This is a genomic window from Pseudomonas sp. AAC, from assembly GCF_000725445.1.
Classification (GTDB): domain Bacteria; phylum Pseudomonadota; class Gammaproteobacteria; order Pseudomonadales; family Pseudomonadaceae; genus Pseudomonas; species Pseudomonas citronellolis.
The window spans coordinates 539,396-555,186 of sequence record NZ_KL647098.1 but is presented as its reverse complement, the minus strand read 5'-3'; the positions used below and the strand labels follow the sequence as shown (position 1 = coordinate 555,186).

Below are 15,791 nucleotides of genomic sequence, written 5' to 3'. Positions count from 1 at the left end.
CCCGGGCGCCGGGTTGCCGTGGATGGGAACCCCATGGAGCCTTCACCTCGGGATGCGCGTTGGAAGGTACACGTGAGCAGAAAAAGCGATATCACCCCCCAGGAAGCGATGCTCAACCGCCTGGCCCGGGTCGAGGGCCAGATCCGCGGGTTGCAGGCCATGATCCGCCGGGGCGAGGAGTGCGAGACCATCGCGCTGCAGTTCCGCGCGGCGCGCAAGGCCCTGGAAAAGGCCTACCAGGAACTGCTCGCCTGCCTGCTGGAAGAGGCGTTCGAGGACCAGGAGCAGGACGCGGCGCAGACGCTGCAGCGGGTCCGGGCGATCTTCACCAAGTACACCTGAGCGGTGCGCAGCCCGGCCGTTCATATGACGCCCAGCGCCCCCAGGCTGCGGTAGAGCATGTACAGCGCGGTGGCGCCGATCATCGCCGCCGACACCAGGTTCAGGGTGCCCTGGCTGCGCGACAGGCGCGTCGCCAGCCAGGCGCCGCACATCCCGCCGGCCACCCCGCCGCCGATGAACACCACCGCCAGCGGCCAGTCCACCAGGCCCGAGCGCGCGTAGTTGAGCGCGGTGGTCAGGCCGAAGGCGGTCACCGCCACCAGCGAACTGCCCACGGCGAAGAGGATCGGCATGCGCGTGGCGGCCATCAGGCCGGGCACGATGAGGAAGCCGCCGCCGATGCCGAAGAACCCCGACAGGGCCCCGGCCAGGCCGCCGAATGCCGCCAGCCGCGGGGCGTTGCCGCGGCCCAGGGCCACCGCGGCGTCGCCTTCGCTGTCGCGCCCGCGCAGCATCAGCGCCGCCACCACCAGCATCAGCAGGGCGAACAGCGCCAGCAGCTTCTGGCCGTCGAAGGCCTTGCCCAGGGACGAGCCGAAGAAGGCGCCGACCACCCCGACCAGGGCGAACAGTGAGGCGCAGGGCCACTTCACGTTGCCGCGGCGGGCATGGTTGAGCAGGTTGGCGGCGGCGTTGGCGGCCACCGCCAGGGCGCTGGTGCCGATGGCGACGTGGGGGTTGTCGACGCCGACCAGGTAGACCATCAGCGGCACGGCGAGGATCGAGCCGCCCCCGCCGACCAGGCCGAGGGTGAAGCCCACCAGCGATCCGGCGGCGGCGCCGAGCAGGTACTGCAACAGGCTGAGGGTCGGCATCGCGGCTTCCTCAGGCGGACTGTCCGGCGCGGCGCCGGCCGGGCGCGCAGAGCCACTCGCGGCCCTTGAGCATGGCGTTCCAGTAGATGCCCGGCAGCGCCTCGGACTTCAGGTGCCAGGCCAGGCGCGACGGCTTGCGGCCATCGAGCAGCCAGCGCGGGAAGGTGGGCAGCAGCTTGCCGCCGTAGCCGAACTCGGCGAGCACGATCTTGCCGCGCTCCACGGTCAGCGGGCAGGAGCCGTAGCCGTCGTAGGCCGCGGTCAGGGGCAGGCCGTCGAGGCAGGCGAGGGCGTTGTGCGCCACCACCGGGGCCTGCTTGCGCGCCGCCGCGGCGGTCTTGGCGTTGGGCGCGGCGCTGGCGTCGCCGAGGGCGAAGACGTTGGCGAAGCGCGCATGGCGCAAGGTCACCGGGTCGACGTCGATCCAGCCGCCGTCGCCGGCCAGCGGGCTGCTGCGGATGAAGTCCGGAGCGGTCTGCGGCGGGCACACGTGGAGCATGTCGAACTCGCGCACTTCCTCGTGGCGCTGGCCGTCGGCGTCGGTGCGGGCGAAGGTGGCGGTGCGCGCCGGGCCGTCGACGGCCGCCAGGGTCGAGCCGAAGTTGAGCTGGGCGCGGTAGCGCTCGACGTACTCCATCAATGCCGGCACGTAGTCCGCCACGCCGAACAGCGCGGCGCCGGCTGTGTGGAACTGGATATCGATGCCCTCCAGGCGGCCGCCGCGCAGCCAGTGGTCGGCGGACAGGTACATGGCCTTCTGCGGCGCGCCGGCGCACTTGATCGGCATCGGTGGCTGGGTGAAGAGCGCGCGGCCACGGTGCAGGCCGCGCACCAGCTGCCAGGTGTAGGGCGCCAAGTCGAAGCGGTAGTTGGAGGTCACGCCGTTGCGCCCCAGGGTGTCGGCCAGGCCGGGGATGGCGTTCCAGTCCAGCTTCAGGCCGGGGGCCAGGACCAGCACGCGGTACTTCAGGCTGGCGCCGTTGGCCAGGATCACGCGGTCGTCCTGGGGCGCGAAGGCCGCCGCGGCGGAGCGTTCCCAGGCCACGCAGTTGGGGATCAGCGCCGCCATCGGGCGCACCGTGCGGTCCTGGGTGAAGACGCCGGCGCCGACCATGGTCCAGCCCGGCTGGTAGTAGTGCTCAGTGGCCGGCTCGACCATGCAGATGCTCAGGTTCTGGCGGCGCTTGAGCAGGCTGGCGCAGGTGGCCAGGCCGGCGGCGCCGGCGCCGATCACCACCAGGTCATAGGTGGGCTCGCCACGCCCCGGGCGGGGGCTGGCGGCGGCCTGCAGGCGCGGGCGCAGCTGGCCGAGATCAAAGCCGGCCCGGGCGGCGCGGGCGAGTATGTCGTCCAGGGGCCGTTGCCCGGCCTGGGACAGCGCCCAGAGGGTGGCCGAGCGGGTGCCGGTGCGGCAGTAGGCGAGCACCGGGCCGGGCAGCTGCTCCAGGGCGGCGGCGAAGGCGTGGACGTCGGCGTCGCCGATGGCGCCGCTGATCACCGGCAGGTAGGCGAACTCCAGGCCCTGGGCGGCGGCGGCCGCGGCCATGGCCTGGCTGCCCGGCTGGTCGTCGGCCTCGCCGTCGGGGCGGTTGCAGACCAGGCTGCGGATGCCGGCGGCGGCCAGGGCGGGAAGGTCTTCGGGGTTCAGTTGCGGGGCGACGCAAAGGCCATCGTCCAGGGGCAGACGTTGCATGGCGGGTTCCTCTTCTTCTTTCGGCGGCGCAAGGCAAGGGGAGGGCGGCGGGACAGCGGCCGTCATGGCCCGCCGTCGGCGGCTCAGAGCAGGTTCAGCGGCAGCTTGAGGTAGCGCACGCCGTTGTCTTCCGGCTCCGGCAGGTGGCCGCCGCGCATGTTCACCTGCACCGAGGGCAGCATCAGGCGCGGCATCGGCAGGGTGGCGTCGCGGGCGTCGCGCATGGCGACGAACGCGGCCTCGCTCACGCCGTCGTGGACGTGGATGTTGCCGGCGCGCTGCGCGCCGATGCTGGTTTCCCAGGCGTAGTGGTCGCGGCTGGGGGCCTTGTAGTCGTGGCAGAGGAACACCCGTGCCCGCTGCGGCAGGTCGAGCAGCCGGCGGATGGAGCGGAACAGCGTGGCGCTGTCGCCGCCGGGGAAGTCGCAGCGCGCGGTGCCGTAGTCGGGCATGAACAGGGTGTCGCCGGGGAACACCGCATCGCCGATCACGTAGGCCATACAGGCCGGGGTATGCCCGGGCACGTGCAGGGCGATGGCCTGCAGGTTGCCGATGCGGAAACTTTCGCCATCCGCGAAAAGATGGTCGAACTGGCTGCCGTCGCGGGCGAAGGCGCTGCCGGCGTTGAAGATCTTGCCGAAGGTCTGCTGCACCCGGGTGATCCGCTCGCCGATCGCCAGGCGCCCGCCCAGGCGCTCCTGCAGCAGCGGCGCGGCGGACAGGTGGTCGGCATGGGCGTGGGTCTCCAGCAGCCAGGACACCCGCAGGTCGTTGGCCTGGACGAACTCCACCAGGGCCTGGGCCGACTCCTGGTGGGTGCGGCCGCTGGCCTGGTCGAAGTCGAGCACGCTGTCGATGATGGCGCAGGCGTTGCTGGTGGGGTCGCGCACCACATGGCTGACGGTGAAGGTGGCTTCGTCGAAGAACGAGGTGACCTGCGGGGCGGGGGCGCGGCCGCTGGTGGCGTCGTCGATCAGTGCGCTGGCGGCGGCCAGGGCGGCATCGGCGTGGAGGGCGGACATGGGGGACGTCTCCTGCGACATTGATCTGAATCATGCTTACACTATTTCTTTAATAGTGCAATTATGAAAACGTCGAAGTGTCGCCGTCGACGCTACCGGGCCGGGGCGGTAGCATGACGGGCCTGTTCAGCCGAGGATCTGGATCACCGTGGAAGCCAATGCCTGTTCCGCTCCCTCCATGCCGCCGCTGCGCCAGAACGACCGTGCGCCGGAGTTCCGCGCCCGCACCACCCGCGGCGACGTCGCCCTGAGCGACTACCGCGGCCGCTGGCTGCTGCTGTTCTCCCACCCGGCGGACTTCACCCCGGTGTGCACCAGCGAATTCATCGCCTTCGCCCGCGCCAAGCCGCGCTTCGACGCACTGGGCTGCGAGCTGCTGGCGCTGTCGGTGGACGGCCTCTACTCGCACCTGGCGTGGATACGCGACATCCGCGAGCGCTTCGGCGTGGCCATCGACTTCCCGATCATCGAGGACCCCTCCATGGCCATCGCCCGCGGCTACGGCATGGTCGGCCCCGACGCGGTGGACAGCTCGACCACCCGGGTCAGCTACGTGATCGACCCGGAGGGCATCATCCGCGCGCTGAGCTGGTACCCGATGAACGTCGGCCGTTCGGTGGAGGAGCTGTTGCGCCTGGTCGCCGCGCTGCAGGCCACCGACCAGTACGCCGCTTCCACGCCGGAGGGCTGGCAGCCCGGCGGCGCGCTGCTGGAGCCGGTGGCCCTGGATGCCCATGAGGCGCTGCAGGTCGAGCCCGGCCCGGACGAAACCTGGTACTACCGCTGGAAGAAACCATGAAAGCGCCGGCCGACGAGGGCCTGGAAGCCCTGAAGGAACGCGCCAACGACGCCGCCGAACTGCTGCGCCTGCTGGCCAACCCGACGCGCCTGCTGCTGCTCTGCCAGATCGCCCGTGGCGAATGCTCCGTGGCCGAGTTGGAACGCGACCTCGGCCTGCGCCAGCCCGGCCTGTCGCAGCAACTGGCGGAACTGCGGCAGAACCAGTTGGTGAAGACTCGCCGCGAATCCCGCTCGATCTACTACAGCCTGGCCGACGCCCGCGTGCAGGTGCTGCTGGAAGCGCTGCACGAGGCGCTGTGCGGCGATCCGCAGCTGCAACAGGCGGCCCGGCTCCCCGCCAGGGCGGCGCCGGCGCCCGGGGAGAGCGCGCGCTTCGCCCGTATCGAGCGTTAGGCCTGCCGCCTACCGCCGCGCGCAGCGGCGGTCACTCCTTCTGGCTACATCCCCGCCTGCCGGCTGATTTCCGTCTTGCACACCTCCAGCGCTTCGCGGAAGTAGGCCTCGCGAGCCTGGAAGCGCGTACTGGGCGCCACCACCGACACCGCGTGCGGCCCCATGAAAGTGGGGATCAGGATGCTGAGGGCGCTGATGCCCGGCGTGTGTTCCTCGACGTCCCGGGCCATGCCGCTGCGGCGGATGGTCGGCATTTCCGCGAGCAGCGCCGGCAGGTCGCGGGTGTGAGGGGTCAGCCTGGCCGGGGAGGGGCCCAGCCACTGGGCGATGCTGTCGTCGTCCAGGGTGGACAGCAGCACCTTGCCGTCGGCCGTGGCATGCATGGGCAGGGAGTGCCCCATGGGGATCACCACGCGCAACTCGGTCTCGGCGATCACGCGGTCGATCACGTGGGTCTGGCGGGCGCGGATGCAGGACAGCGCCACGGTTTCCTGCAGGGCGTCGCAGAGTCGTTCCAGGGAGTGCCGGGCCACCGAGATGATGTCGCTGTGGGCCTGGTGGATCAGTTGCCCCAGCGCCGGGCCCAGGCGGTAGCCCGTGCCGGGGCGGATCGCCTCCACCAGCGCCTCGGCTTCCAGCGCGCCGATGATGCGCTGCACCGTCGAACGCGGCAGCCCGACGGCCTGGGCGATGGCCGCCAGGCTCAGGCCCTGGGGCTGCGCGCCCAGCGCGCGCATGATGGCGCTGGCCCGGGCGATCACCTGGATGCCGCCGCCGCGCGACTCTTCCGGCATGTCTTTCTCTTCGCTCATCTCGTTCCTCGAAGCTCTGCATCGCCGCATGCGCCGTGGCGACCGGCGGAGTGTACAGCCTTGCCGCGCACTCGGCAGGAGCTGTGAATTCAGTTGTACCATATTGCGATACAGATAATCGTATTGTGGTACACTGCCGCCTCGCCCGATCCGACCCCGCCGTTGGCGGAAGTCCTCCGCGCGGCCATTCGGGCATTGGCGGCATGTCCAAGGAGAAACCATGAAAGTCAGAGCTTTGCGGAGCCTCGGGGCCCTGTTGTCGACGGCGCTGGTGCTGGCGGCGTGCGAAAAGACCGAGCAGAAGGTGGAGGCTGCGGCCCCCGAGGTGGGCGTGGTCGAACTCAAGGCGCAGGACGTCCTGCTCAGCGGCGACCTGCCCGGGCGCACCGCGCCCTACCGCGTGGCCGAAGTGCGGCCGCAGGTCAGCGGGATCATCCAGAAGCGCCTGTTCGCCGAAGGCAGCGTGGTGAAGAAGGGCCAGCAGCTCTACCAGATCGACCCGGCGCTGTACCAGGCCGCGGTGGACAAGGCCCAGGCCACCCGCGACAGCGCGCGCAACCTGGCGCAGCGCTACCAGCGCCTGCTGGAGACCCGCGCCATCAGCCGCCAGCAGTTCGATGATGCGCAAGCGGCCTGGAAGCAGGCCGAGGCCGAGCTGAAGACCGCCCGCATCAACCTGGAGTACACCCGCGTGCTGGCGCCCATCGGCGGGCGCATCAGCCGTTCCAACGTCACCGAGGGCGCGCTGGTGAACGCCGGCCAGGCCCAGGAGCTGGCCTCGATCAACCAGCTCGACCCCATCTACGTCGACGTCAACCAGGCCGCCACCGACATGCTGCGGCTGCGCCGCGAGCTGGATTCCGGGCAACTGAGCATGGCCGGCCCGGGCCAGGTGCAGGTGCACCTGAGCCTGGAGGACGGCTCGCGCTACCCGCTGCCCGGGGTGCTGAAGTTCTCCGAGGTGACGGTGGAACCGAGCACCGGCGCGGTGACCCTGCGCGCGGTGTTCCCTAATCCGGACGGTCTCCTGCTGCCGGGCATGTTCGTCCACGGCTCCCTGGCCGAGGGCATGCGCCGCCAGGCGCTGCTGGTGCCGCAGCAGGGCATCAGTCGCGACCTCAAGGGCGAGGCCACCGCCTGGGTGGTGGGCGAGGGCGACAAGGCCGAGCTGCGCCAGGTGCGGGTGTCGCGCACCCTGGGCAACCAGTGGCTGGTGGAGTCGGGCCTGGCCGCCGGCGAGCGCGTCGTCACCGAGGGCGTGCAGCGCGTGCGCCCCGGCGCCGTGCTCAAGCCGGTGGCGGCGAACAACGTCGCGCCCGTGCAGACCCTCGCCAGCTCCCACGAATAGAACTGCCCCGGCCTAGCCGCAATCTTCCGGTAATTCCCAATGGCATCCTTCTTCATCAACCGGCCGATCTTCGCCTGGGTGATCGCGATCGTGATCATGCTGGCGGGTGGGCTTTCCATCCTCAAGCTGCCGGTCAACCAGTACCCGAACATCGCCGCGCCGGCGATCATCACCACCGTCACCTATCCCGGCGCCTCGGCGCAGACGGTGCAGGACACCGTGGTGCAACCCATCGAGCAGCAGCTGAACAACCTCGACGGGCTGCGCTACATCTCCTCGGAGAGCAACGCCGACGGCAGCACCAACATCATCGTCACCTTCGACCAGGGCACCGACCCGGACATCGCCCAGGTACAGGTGCAGAACAAGCTGCAGCTGGCCACCCCGCTGCTGCCCGAAGAGGTGCAGAAGCAGGGGCTGCGGGTGGCCAAGTACCAGATCAACTTCATGCTCATCGTCGGCCTGTATTCCGAGGACGGCAGCATGGACGACTTCGACATCGGCAACTACATCGCCTCCAACCTCAAGGACCCGATCACCCGCACCAAGGGCGTCGGCGACTTCCTGCTGCTGGGCGCGCAGTACGCCATGCGCATCTGGGTCGACCCGCAGAAGCTGCTCAGCTACCAGCTGACGCCGCAGGACGTGATCGACGCGGTGCGCGCGGAGAACGTGCAGGTATCCTCCGGCGCCCTCGGCGGCCTGCCGACGCACCAGGGCGTGCAGCTGAACGCCACCGTGCTGGGCATGTCGCGGATGACCACCGCGGCGCAGTTCCGCGAGATCCTCCTGAAGGTCAACCCGGACGGCTCCCAGGTGCGCCTGAAGGACGTGGCCGAGGTCGGCCTGGGCTCGGAGAACTTCTCCATCTCCGGCACCTACAACGGCAAGCCGGCGGCGGCCATCGCCCTGCGCCTGGCCACCGGGGCCAACCTGCTGGACACCGTCAAGCGCGTGCACGAGACCGTGGCCGAGCTGGAGCCCTATTTCCCCAAGGGCCTGAAGGTGGTCTACCCATACGACACCTCGCCGGTGGTCGGCGCGTCCATCCATGAAGTGGTCAAGACGCTGTTCGAAGGCATCCTCCTGGTGTTCCTGGTGATGTACCTGTTCATGCAGAACCTGCGCGCCACGCTGATCCCCACCCTGGCGGTGCCGGTGGTGCTGCTGGGGACCTTCGGCGTGCTGGCGGCCTGCGGCTTCACCATCAACACCCTGACCATGTTCGGCATGGTCCTGGCCATCGGCCTGCTGGTGGACGACGCCATCGTGGTGGTGGAAAACGTCGAGCGGGTGATGGTGGAGGAGGGGCTCTCGCCCCGGGAGGCCACGCGCAAGTCCATGGGACAGATCCAGGGCGCCCTGGTGGGCATCGCCATGGTGCTTTCGGCGGTGTTCGTGCCCATGGCCTTCTTCGGCGGCGCCACCGGCATCATCTACCGGCAGTTCTCGGTCACCATCGTCTCGGCCATGGCCCTGTCGGTGCTGGTGGCGATGATCTTCACCCCGGCGCTGTGCGCCACCCTGCTCAAACCGGTGCATGGCCACCACGAGAAGAAGGGCTTCTTCGGCTGGTTCAACCGCAGCTTCGACCGCGGCGCCGAGCGCTACAAGACCGGCGTGGACGCCATCGCCCGGCGCAAGGGGCTGTTCCTGGGCATCTATGGGCTGATCGTGGTCGCGCTGGTGTGGCTGTTCCCGCAGATTCCCAGCGCCTTCCTGCCCGACGAGGACCAGGGCAACATGGTGGTGCAGGTGCAGATGCCGAGCAACGCCAGCGCCGGCCGTACCCAGGTGGTGCTGGACGAGATCCGCGACTACCTGCTGCACGACGAGGCCGGGCTGATCGACTCCGCGTACACGGTGAACGGCTTCAACTTCGCCGGCCGCGGGCAGAACTCCGGGATGCTCTTCATCGGCCTGAAGCCGTGGGGTGAGCGTAGCGGCCGCGACGACACCAGCATCTTCGCCCTGGCCCAGCGCCTGCAGGCGCGGATCGCGCAGATCAAGGACGGCACCGCCATCGCCATCGTGCCGCCGGCGATTCTGGAGATGGGCAACGCCACCGGCTTCGACCTGTTCCTCCAGGACCGCGTCGGCCTGGGCCACGAGAAGCTCATGCAGGCCCGCGACAGGTTCCTCGAACTGGCCGCCGCCGACCCGGTGCTGAAGAACGTGCGGCCCAACGGCATGAACGACGAGCCGCAGTACCAGGTGGTGATCGACAAGGAAAAGGCCCGCGCGCTGCAGGTCAGCATCAGCGACATCAACGCCACCATGAGCACCGCCTGGGGCTCGGCCTATGTCAACGACTTCGTCGACCGCGGACGGGTGAAGAAGGTCTACGTGCAGGGCGCCATCGACTCGCGCATCTCGCCCGAGGACTTCGCCAAGTGGTACGTGCGCAACGCCCGTGGCGAGATGGTCAAGTTCTCCGCCTTCGCCTCCGGCTACTGGACCTACGGCTCGCCCAAGCTGGAACGCTACAACGGCGTGCCGGCGGTGGAAATCCAGGGCGAGCCGGCCCCCGGCTACAGTTCCGGCGACGCCATGCAGGCGGTGGCGCGCATCGTCGCCCAACTGCCCGACGGCATCGGCCTGCAGTTCACCGGCATCTCCTACGAGGAACGCCTGTCCGGCTCCCAGGCGCCGGCGCTGTACGCCATCTCGGTGCTGATCGTGTTCCTCTGCCTGGCGGCTCTCTACGAAAGCTGGACGGTGCCCCTGGCGGTGATCATGGTGGTGCCGCTGGGCGTCATCGGCGCGGTGCTGGCCACCCTCGGCCGCGGCCTGGCCAACGACGTGTTCTTCCAGGTCGGCCTGCTGACCACCGTGGGCCTGTCGGCGAAGAACGCCATCCTCATCGTCGAGTTCGCCAAGGCGCTGCACGAGCAGGGCATGCCGCTGCTGAAGGCGGCTTCGGAGGCCGCGCGCCTGCGCCTGCGGCCGATCATCATGACCTCGCTGGCCTTCGTCCTCGGTGTGCTGCCGCTGGCCATCTCCCACGGGCCGGGCTCCGGCAGCCAGCACTCGATCGGCACCGGGGTGGTCGGCGGCATGCTCACCGCGACCTTCCTGGCGGTGTTCTTCGTGCCGATGTTCTACGTGCTGATCACCCGCCTGTTCAGCCGCAAGGCGAAACCACTCGACGCCCAGCAGGGAGAACACGCATGAATCAGCTGAAATGGCGGGCGATGCTCAGCGTCGCCCTGGCGGTGGGCGCGCTCGGCGGCTGCTCGCTGATCCCCGACTACCAGCGCCCGGAAAGCCCGGTCGCGCAGGATTGGGCCGCGCCCCGGGCCGGCGCGGCGCAGGCGCTGCTGCCCTGGCAGGGCTTCTTCAAGGACGAACAGCTCAAGGCCCTGGTCGCCGATGCCCTGGAAAACAACCGCGACCTGCGCGTGGCCGTGCTGAACATCGAGAAGGCGCGGGCGCAGTACCGCATCAGCCGCGCCGACCTGTTGCCCTCGGTGGATGCCGGCATCTCCGGCAACGGCCAGCGCACCCCGGCTGACCTGTCCAGCAGCGGCCGCACGGAGACCACCCACCGCTACGACGCCGGGGTGGGCATCGCCTCCTATGAACTGGACTTCTTCGGCCGGGTACGCAGCCTCAACGAACAGGCGCTGCAGACCTACCTGCAGACGGTGGAGGCGCAGCGCAGCGCGCGCATCGCCCTGGTCGCCGAGGTAGCCACGGCCTACTACCAGTTGCAGGCGGACCTGCAGTCCCTGGCCATCGCCCGGCAGACCCTGGAAAGCCAGCGGCAGAGCTACGCCACCATCCGCAGCAGCTACGCCGCGGAAGTCGCCACCGAGCTGGACCTGAGCCAGGCGGAAAGCACGGTGCGGGCCGCCGAGGCCAGCCAGGCGCAGTACCGGCGCCTGGTGGCGCAGGACCGCAACGCCCTGGTGCTGCTGGTGGGCAGGCCGCTGGATGCGCAGCGGCTGCGCCAGGCGGCGCCGCAGGCGCTGGCGCTGGACGAGGCGCTGCCGGTGGGCCTGCCCTCGCAGGTGCTCACCCAGCGCCCGGACATCCTCGCCGCCGAGCACGCGCTCAAGGCCGCCAACGCCAACATAGGCGCGGCGCGCGCGGCCTTCTTCCCGCGCATCGGCCTGACCGCCTCGGCCGGTTCGGCCAGCGCCGAGCTCGGCCAGCTGTTCGCCGGCGGGCAGGGTGCCTGGAGCTTCGTGCCGTCGATCAGCCTGCCGATCTTCGACGGCGGCCGCAACCGGGCCAACCTCGACGTGGCCAAGGTCCAGGCCTCCATCGAAGTGGCCAACTACCAGAAGGCCATCCAGGTGGCCTTCCGCGAGGTGGCCGACGGCCTGGCCGCGCGCGGCACCCTGCAGGAGCAGGTGCGCGCCCAGGCGCTGCTGGTGAAGGCCAACGCCCACTCCTACGACCTGGCCCGGGCCCGCTACGAGCAGGGCGTGGACACCTACCTCAACTCCCTGGACGCGCAGCGCAGCCTGTTCGCCGCGCAGCAGGAACTGGTGGCCACCGAACTGGCCCGCCAGCAGAACCTGGTGGCGCTGTACAAGGCCCTCGGCGGGGGCGACAGATGAGGGCCGCGGCGCGCGCCGCCGGGGAGTAGGGCCATGGACCTCTTGCAAGGCATGCAGGCCTTCGTGCGGGTGGTGGAGAGCGGCAGCTTCAGCCAGGCCGCCCGCGCCCTCGACATGTCGCCGTCGAAGGTCTCGCGGCTGATCGCAGGCCTGGAGGAGCAGCTGCGCGCGCGCCTGCTGCAACGCACCACCCGCAGCGTGGCGGTGACCGAGGCCGGCCAGCGCTACTTCAAGCGCTGCAAGGGCATCCTCGGCGAGATCGACGACGCCGCCGCCGAGGCCGCCGGCTCGCTGTCGCGGGCCAGCGGGCGGCTGCGCCTGCACGCGGTGACCGAGTTCGGCCTGGAGCACCTGACACCGCTGATCGCCGCGTACCGCGAGCGCTACCCGGAGGTGTCCATCGACCTGTCGCTGACCCAGGACACCCCGGCGCTGCTGGAGGAGGGCCTGGACGTGCTGGTCACCCTGTCCCGCGGGCTGCCCGACTCGGCCTTCGTCGCCCAGCGCCTGGGGCGGGTGTTCAGCGTGCTCTGCGCCGCGCCCGGGTACCTGCACCGCCACGGGGTGCCGAGGAGCCCGGAAGACCTGCGCGAACACCGTTGCCTGATGCTGGCCGACCCGCTGTTTCCCGATGGCTGGTACTTCAGCGAGCAGGCCGAGGAGGCGCCTTTCGCCTTCGAGGACGTGCTGCGCGTCAACCTCCCCGAGGCGGCCTGCCTGGCCGCCGCCTCGGGCATGGGCGTGTGCCTGCTGCCGGGCTTCGTCGCCGCCCGCGCGTTGCGCGAAGGGCGGCTGCTGCGGGTCCTGCCACAGCTGCGCCTGCACGGCCGCGACGTCTTCGCCCTGTATTCCTCGCGGCGCTTCCTCGACGCCAAGATCCGCACCTGGGTCGAGTTCCTCAAGGCGCAACTGCCACAGGCCTTCGCCAGCGACCTGGCGGTGCTCGACGACCCGCGCTACTGGGCCCGCCCGCGGCCGCGCCTGGCCGGGTGCGGCGGCGACGCTCAGGCCCCGTTGCGACGATAGGCGAGGAATTCGCGGCCCTCGCGCGAGTTGAGGTTCAGCGACCATACCGGGCGCGGCAGGTCCAGCGCGCCTGAGCCCCAGTCCTGCAGGTAGGTCAGCGAGAAGTCCACGCCGCGCCGGCAGGTGGCCGCGTCGTAGCCGAGGCTGGCCATGGCCATGTGCACGCAGGCGTCGACGTACTCGTTGACCTTCTCCACCCCCTGCAGGATGGTCTGGATGCACAGGGCCGAGGCGCCCATGAGGAAGTCGGTGGCGGCGTCGAGGCGCTCGAAGTGCAGTTCGCCGGCGGCGCGCCCGCTCTCCAGGTCGCGGCCCATGTACTCGGCCACCAGGGCGTGGTGCGGCCAGACGTCGACGCGGGTGACGAAGCCGGCCCACTTGCGGTCCAGCAGGGCGCGCACCAGGAACACCCGGAAACCCACCGAGATGCGCTTCCACGGCTCCTGGAGGATGTCGTAGAGCGGCAGGATGTCGGTGGTCATCTGGTTGCTCAGGTCCTGGCCGAGGGCGACCAGCACCTGGTCCAGGGAGTCGAAGTAGCGGTAGAAAGTGCCGCGCGAGACCTTGGCCTCGCGGATCACGTCGTCGATCACCGGCGTGGCCGAGCCGGGCTCGGCGAATACCCGCATCGCCGCGTCGAGCAGGCGCGTGCGCATCAGCAGGCGTTTCTTCTCCGCCATCTTCGGGCGGTGGTCGGGGTTGGCCCGTCCGCGGGGGGAGGGCTGTTGGTCGTCGGACACGGACTTCATCTCCGGGAGTGACAAAATGTCATTGTTAAAAACTATGCCGATAGTCGGGCGAATAAATTTATTTGATCGCACCCCTTGTACGAGCGGGGCGTCTGTCCTACATTGCTGACCAATGTCGGAATGACAAGTATGTTCAGTCTATAACGTATTCGTCGCTCTGGCGCTTTCGTCATAAAAACAACAGGAGACGAAAAATGATCCGTAACGCCTTGCCACCCCGCCTGTCCCGCCCGCTTCCTCCGCCGCCGCGCCGCAAGCGTCCGCGCGCCTGATATTTCCCGCATCCCTAGCCACTCCGGGTAACCGTATGCCTTCGGGGCCGCCAAGGTCCTGAGCGCCGACGCCTGCCCGCGAGGAATCCGTTGCCGTCCACTGCGCCCTGGCGCCACGGCCGGCGGGATTCGTTCGCCCAGAACAAATGAATGACATTTTAGTCATTGTGACATACAAGGTCGAAGCCATGAAAGAAGCGATGAAAGTGTCCGACGTAAGCGTGCTGCCGCTGGCCGAGCAGCGTCCCTCCCTGCAGGAGCTGGTCAAGCGCGCCGAAGCGCTGCAGCCGCTGCTGCGCAAGAACGCCGCGGAGTCGGAGAGGAATCGCCGCGCCGCCGAGGAGAACATCCAGGCCATGCGCGACGCCGGGCTGTTCCGGCTGATGGTGCCCAAGCGTTTCGGCGGCCACGAAGGCACCCTGCGCTCGCACCTGGAAGTGTCCGCGGCGCTCGCCGAAGGCTGCGGCGGCACCGCCTGGGTGGCCGCGCTGACCAACGTCTGCGCCTGGTTCACCAGCCTGTTCAGCGAGCGCGCGCAGAACGAAGTGTTCGGCGCCAACCCCGACGCCCGCGTGTCCGGCGTGTTCAATGCCTCGCCCAACACCCGCCGCGTCGAGGGTGGCCTGATCGTCTCCGGCAAGTGGTACTTCTCCTCCGGCAGCCTGCACGCCGACTGGGCCGCCGTGGGCGCCGAGGAGCGCGACGCCAACGGCGCGCTGGTGGCCCAGTACCTGGCGCTGATCCCGCGCGAACAGTTCTGCATCGAAGACACCTGGTTCACCACCGGCATGCGCGCCTCGGGCAGCAACTGCATCGTCGCCGAGGAGGTGTTCGTGCCCGACCACCGCCTGCTGAACATGGGCGCGGCCATCGAGGGCGACTACCCCACCGAATTCAAGGACGAGGCCAGCTACCGCCCGCTGTTCGTGCCCTTCGCCGCGCTGATCCTCAACGGCCCGCAGCTGGGCCTGGGCCGCGCCGCGCTGAAGTACGTGATCGACAACGCGCCGCGCCGCGCCATCGCCTACACCTCGTTCGAGAAGCAGACCGACTCGGTGCTGTTCCAGGCCCAGGTCGCCGAGGCTGCGCTGAAGATCGACAGCGCCGAGCTGCGCGCCTTCCGCGCCGTCGACGAGATCGACGCCGCCGCGCGCGAGGGCCGCAAGCTCGACGCCACCACCCGCGCGCGCATCCGCGCCGATGTCGGCCTGGTCAACAGCCACATCACCGACGCCATCAACATCCTGCTCACTGCCCACGGCGCCGGCAGCTTCGCCGAGAGCAGCCCGATGCAGCGCTGGTGGCGCGACTCCAACACCGCCGCGCGGCACGCCGTGGCCCTGCCGAGCATTGGCCTGGAGCTGTACGGCAAGGCGCTGCTGGGCTTGGAAAACACCGTCACCCCGCTGATCTGACCGGGAGGGCAACCCCATGGACCCCAAACTCCTGCGTACGGTGATGGGCCAGTTCGCCACCGGCGTCACCGTGATCACCTACCTCGCCGACGGCGAGCCGGCCGGCATGACCGCCAACGCCTTCATGTCGGTGTCGCTGGAGCCGCCGCTGATCCTCGTCTCGGTGCGCAACGCCTCGCGTTTCAACCAGTGGGTGAAGGAGGGCGTGCGCTACGGCGTGAACTTCCTCGCCGAGACCCAGCGCCCGCTGAGCGCGCACTTCGGCGGGCGCCCGGAGGAGGGGCTGGAGCTGCCGTTCTGCCGGCACCAGGACACCCCGCTGCTGGACGGCAGCCTGGTGCAGCTGGTGGCGCGCACGGTGGATGTGCACCCGGCCGGCGACCACCAGCTGTACATCGGCGAGGTGGAGCACCTGCGCATCGGCGAGCAGCGCAAGCCGCTGCTGTTCTACAGCGGCCGCTACCACCAGATGCACGCCCGCTCGCCGGGCGCCGAGTGGAACGGTTGCCGCGAAGGCTGGTAGGCCCGCGCACCG

At 69.8% G+C, this 15,791-nt stretch carries 14 protein-coding genes; 9 read left to right on the top strand and 5 right to left on the bottom strand.

Translation table 11 applies throughout. From position 1 onward, the window contains the following. The first annotated feature begins 108 nt into the window (after positions 1-108). Entirely contained in the window at positions 109-342 is a 234-nt protein-coding gene (locus tag FG99_RS20035; RefSeq protein ID WP_009623131.1) for a metal-sensing transcriptional repressor, read from the top strand. 20 nt (positions 343-362) lie between these two features. Here FG99_RS20035 and FG99_RS20030 read toward each other — a convergent pair whose 3' ends face one another. From FG99_RS20030 to FG99_RS20020, 3 genes are all read right to left on the bottom strand, one after another. Next, positions 363-1,157, bottom strand: coding sequence for a sulfite exporter TauE/SafE family protein (locus FG99_RS20030; RefSeq protein ID WP_043272036.1), 795 nt, complete (start codon positions 1,155-1,157; stop codon positions 363-365). Between the two features lie 10 nt (positions 1,158-1,167). Next, on the bottom strand, positions 1,168-2,850 hold the full coding sequence (locus FG99_RS20025; RefSeq protein WP_043272035.1) for a bifunctional protein tyrosine phosphatase family protein/NAD(P)/FAD-dependent oxidoreductase: 1,683 nt from the start codon (positions 2,848-2,850) through the stop codon (positions 1,168-1,170). A gap of 83 nt (positions 2,851-2,933) precedes the next feature. Further along, positions 2,934-3,872, bottom strand: a complete 939-nt coding sequence (locus FG99_RS20020; RefSeq protein WP_043272034.1) for an MBL fold metallo-hydrolase — start codon at positions 3,870-3,872, stop codon at positions 2,934-2,936. A gap of 148 nt (positions 3,873-4,020) precedes the next feature. On the opposite strand from FG99_RS20020, the gene FG99_RS20015 reads away from it, so the two are divergent. Beyond that, positions 4,021-4,671: a peroxiredoxin gene (locus FG99_RS20015; protein WP_043272033.1), complete on the top strand. Its 651-nt coding sequence runs from the start codon at positions 4,021-4,023 to the stop codon at positions 4,669-4,671. After that, positions 4,668-5,066, top strand: a complete 399-nt coding sequence (locus FG99_RS20010) for an ArsR/SmtB family transcription factor (protein WP_043272032.1) — start codon at positions 4,668-4,670, stop codon at positions 5,064-5,066. The genes FG99_RS20015 and FG99_RS20010 overlap by 4 nt, the downstream gene beginning before the upstream one ends. Before the next feature lie 44 nt (positions 5,067-5,110). Here FG99_RS20010 and FG99_RS20005 read toward each other — a convergent pair whose 3' ends face one another. Then, the gene (locus FG99_RS20005; protein ID WP_009623121.1) at positions 5,111-5,878 is read right to left on the bottom strand and encodes an IclR family transcriptional regulator; all 768 of its coding nucleotides are present in this window, start codon (positions 5,876-5,878) and stop codon (positions 5,111-5,113) included. 220 nt (positions 5,879-6,098) lie between these two features. On the opposite strand from FG99_RS20005, the gene FG99_RS20000 reads away from it, so the two are divergent. Genes FG99_RS20000 through FG99_RS19985 form a run of 4 tightly spaced genes read left to right on the top strand, consistent with a single transcriptional unit; the run spans position 6,099 to position 12,820 of the window. Continuing rightward, complete coding sequence (locus FG99_RS20000; protein WP_009623120.1) at positions 6,099-7,226, top strand: efflux RND transporter periplasmic adaptor subunit; 1,128 nt, start codon at positions 6,099-6,101, stop codon at positions 7,224-7,226. A gap of 39 nt (positions 7,227-7,265) precedes the next feature. Further along, on the top strand, positions 7,266-10,400 hold the full coding sequence (locus FG99_RS19995) for an efflux RND transporter permease subunit (RefSeq protein WP_043272031.1): 3,135 nt from the start codon (positions 7,266-7,268) through the stop codon (positions 10,398-10,400). Beyond that, positions 10,397-11,794, top strand: a complete 1,398-nt coding sequence (locus FG99_RS19990; RefSeq protein ID WP_043272030.1) for an efflux transporter outer membrane subunit — start codon at positions 10,397-10,399, stop codon at positions 11,792-11,794. Before FG99_RS19995 ends, FG99_RS19990 begins: the two co-directional genes overlap by 4 nt. A 33-nt stretch (positions 11,795-11,827) precedes the next feature. Continuing rightward, complete coding sequence (locus FG99_RS19985) at positions 11,828-12,820, top strand: LysR family transcriptional regulator (RefSeq protein ID WP_051879093.1); 993 nt, start codon at positions 11,828-11,830, stop codon at positions 12,818-12,820. On the opposite strand, the gene FG99_RS19980 is transcribed toward FG99_RS19985, so the two are convergent. Further along, entirely contained in the window at positions 12,799-13,569 is a 771-nt protein-coding gene (locus FG99_RS19980) for a TetR/AcrR family transcriptional regulator (protein ID WP_051879092.1), read from the bottom strand. The two genes, FG99_RS19985 and FG99_RS19980, sit on opposite strands and share 22 nt — an antisense overlap. Positions 13,570-14,041: 472 nt before the next feature. Between FG99_RS19980 and FG99_RS19975 the strand changes: the two genes are divergently transcribed. Continuing rightward, positions 14,042-15,256, top strand: coding sequence for an acyl-CoA dehydrogenase family protein (locus FG99_RS19975; RefSeq protein ID WP_051879091.1), 1,215 nt, complete (start codon positions 14,042-14,044; stop codon positions 15,254-15,256). Between the two features lie 16 nt (positions 15,257-15,272). Next, a complete protein-coding gene (locus FG99_RS19970; RefSeq protein WP_043272029.1) occupies positions 15,273-15,779 on the top strand; it encodes a flavin reductase family protein in 507 nt (168 codons plus the stop codon). The last annotated feature ends 12 nt before the right edge of the window (positions 15,780-15,791 follow it).

Bases quoted from the DNA above. Each gene is read 5' to 3' on its own strand.
- FG99_RS20035 (WP_009623131.1), top strand. From the start codon at position 109: ATGCTCAACCGCCTGGCCCGGGTCGAGGGCCAGATCCGCGGGTTGCAG.
- FG99_RS20030 (WP_043272036.1), bottom strand. From the start codon at position 1,157: ATGCCGACCCTCAGCCTGTTGCAGTACCTGCTCGGCGCCGCCGCCGGA.
- FG99_RS20025 (WP_043272035.1), bottom strand. From the start codon at position 2,850: ATGCAACGTCTGCCCCTGGACGATGGCCTTTGCGTCGCCCCGCAACTG.
- FG99_RS20020 (WP_043272034.1), bottom strand. From the start codon at position 3,872: ATGTCCGCCCTCCACGCCGATGCCGCCCTGGCCGCCGCCAGCGCACTG.
- FG99_RS20010 (WP_043272032.1), top strand. From the start codon at position 4,668: ATGAAAGCGCCGGCCGACGAGGGCCTGGAAGCCCTGAAGGAACGCGCC.
- FG99_RS20005 (WP_009623121.1), bottom strand. From the start codon at position 5,878: ATGAGCGAAGAGAAAGACATGCCGGAAGAGTCGCGCGGCGGCGGCATC.
- FG99_RS20000 (WP_009623120.1), top strand. From the start codon at position 6,099: ATGAAAGTCAGAGCTTTGCGGAGCCTCGGGGCCCTGTTGTCGACGGCG.
- FG99_RS19995 (WP_043272031.1), top strand. From the start codon at position 7,266: ATGGCATCCTTCTTCATCAACCGGCCGATCTTCGCCTGGGTGATCGCG.
- FG99_RS19990 (WP_043272030.1), top strand. From the start codon at position 10,397: ATGAATCAGCTGAAATGGCGGGCGATGCTCAGCGTCGCCCTGGCGGTG.
- FG99_RS19985 (WP_051879093.1), top strand. From the start codon at position 11,828: ATGGACCTCTTGCAAGGCATGCAGGCCTTCGTGCGGGTGGTGGAGAGC.
- FG99_RS19980 (WP_051879092.1), bottom strand. From the start codon at position 13,569: ATGAAGTCCGTGTCCGACGACCAACAGCCCTCCCCCCGCGGACGGGCC.
- FG99_RS19975 (WP_051879091.1), top strand. From the start codon at position 14,042: ATGAAAGTGTCCGACGTAAGCGTGCTGCCGCTGGCCGAGCAGCGTCCC.
- FG99_RS19970 (WP_043272029.1), top strand. From the start codon at position 15,273: ATGGACCCCAAACTCCTGCGTACGGTGATGGGCCAGTTCGCCACCGGC.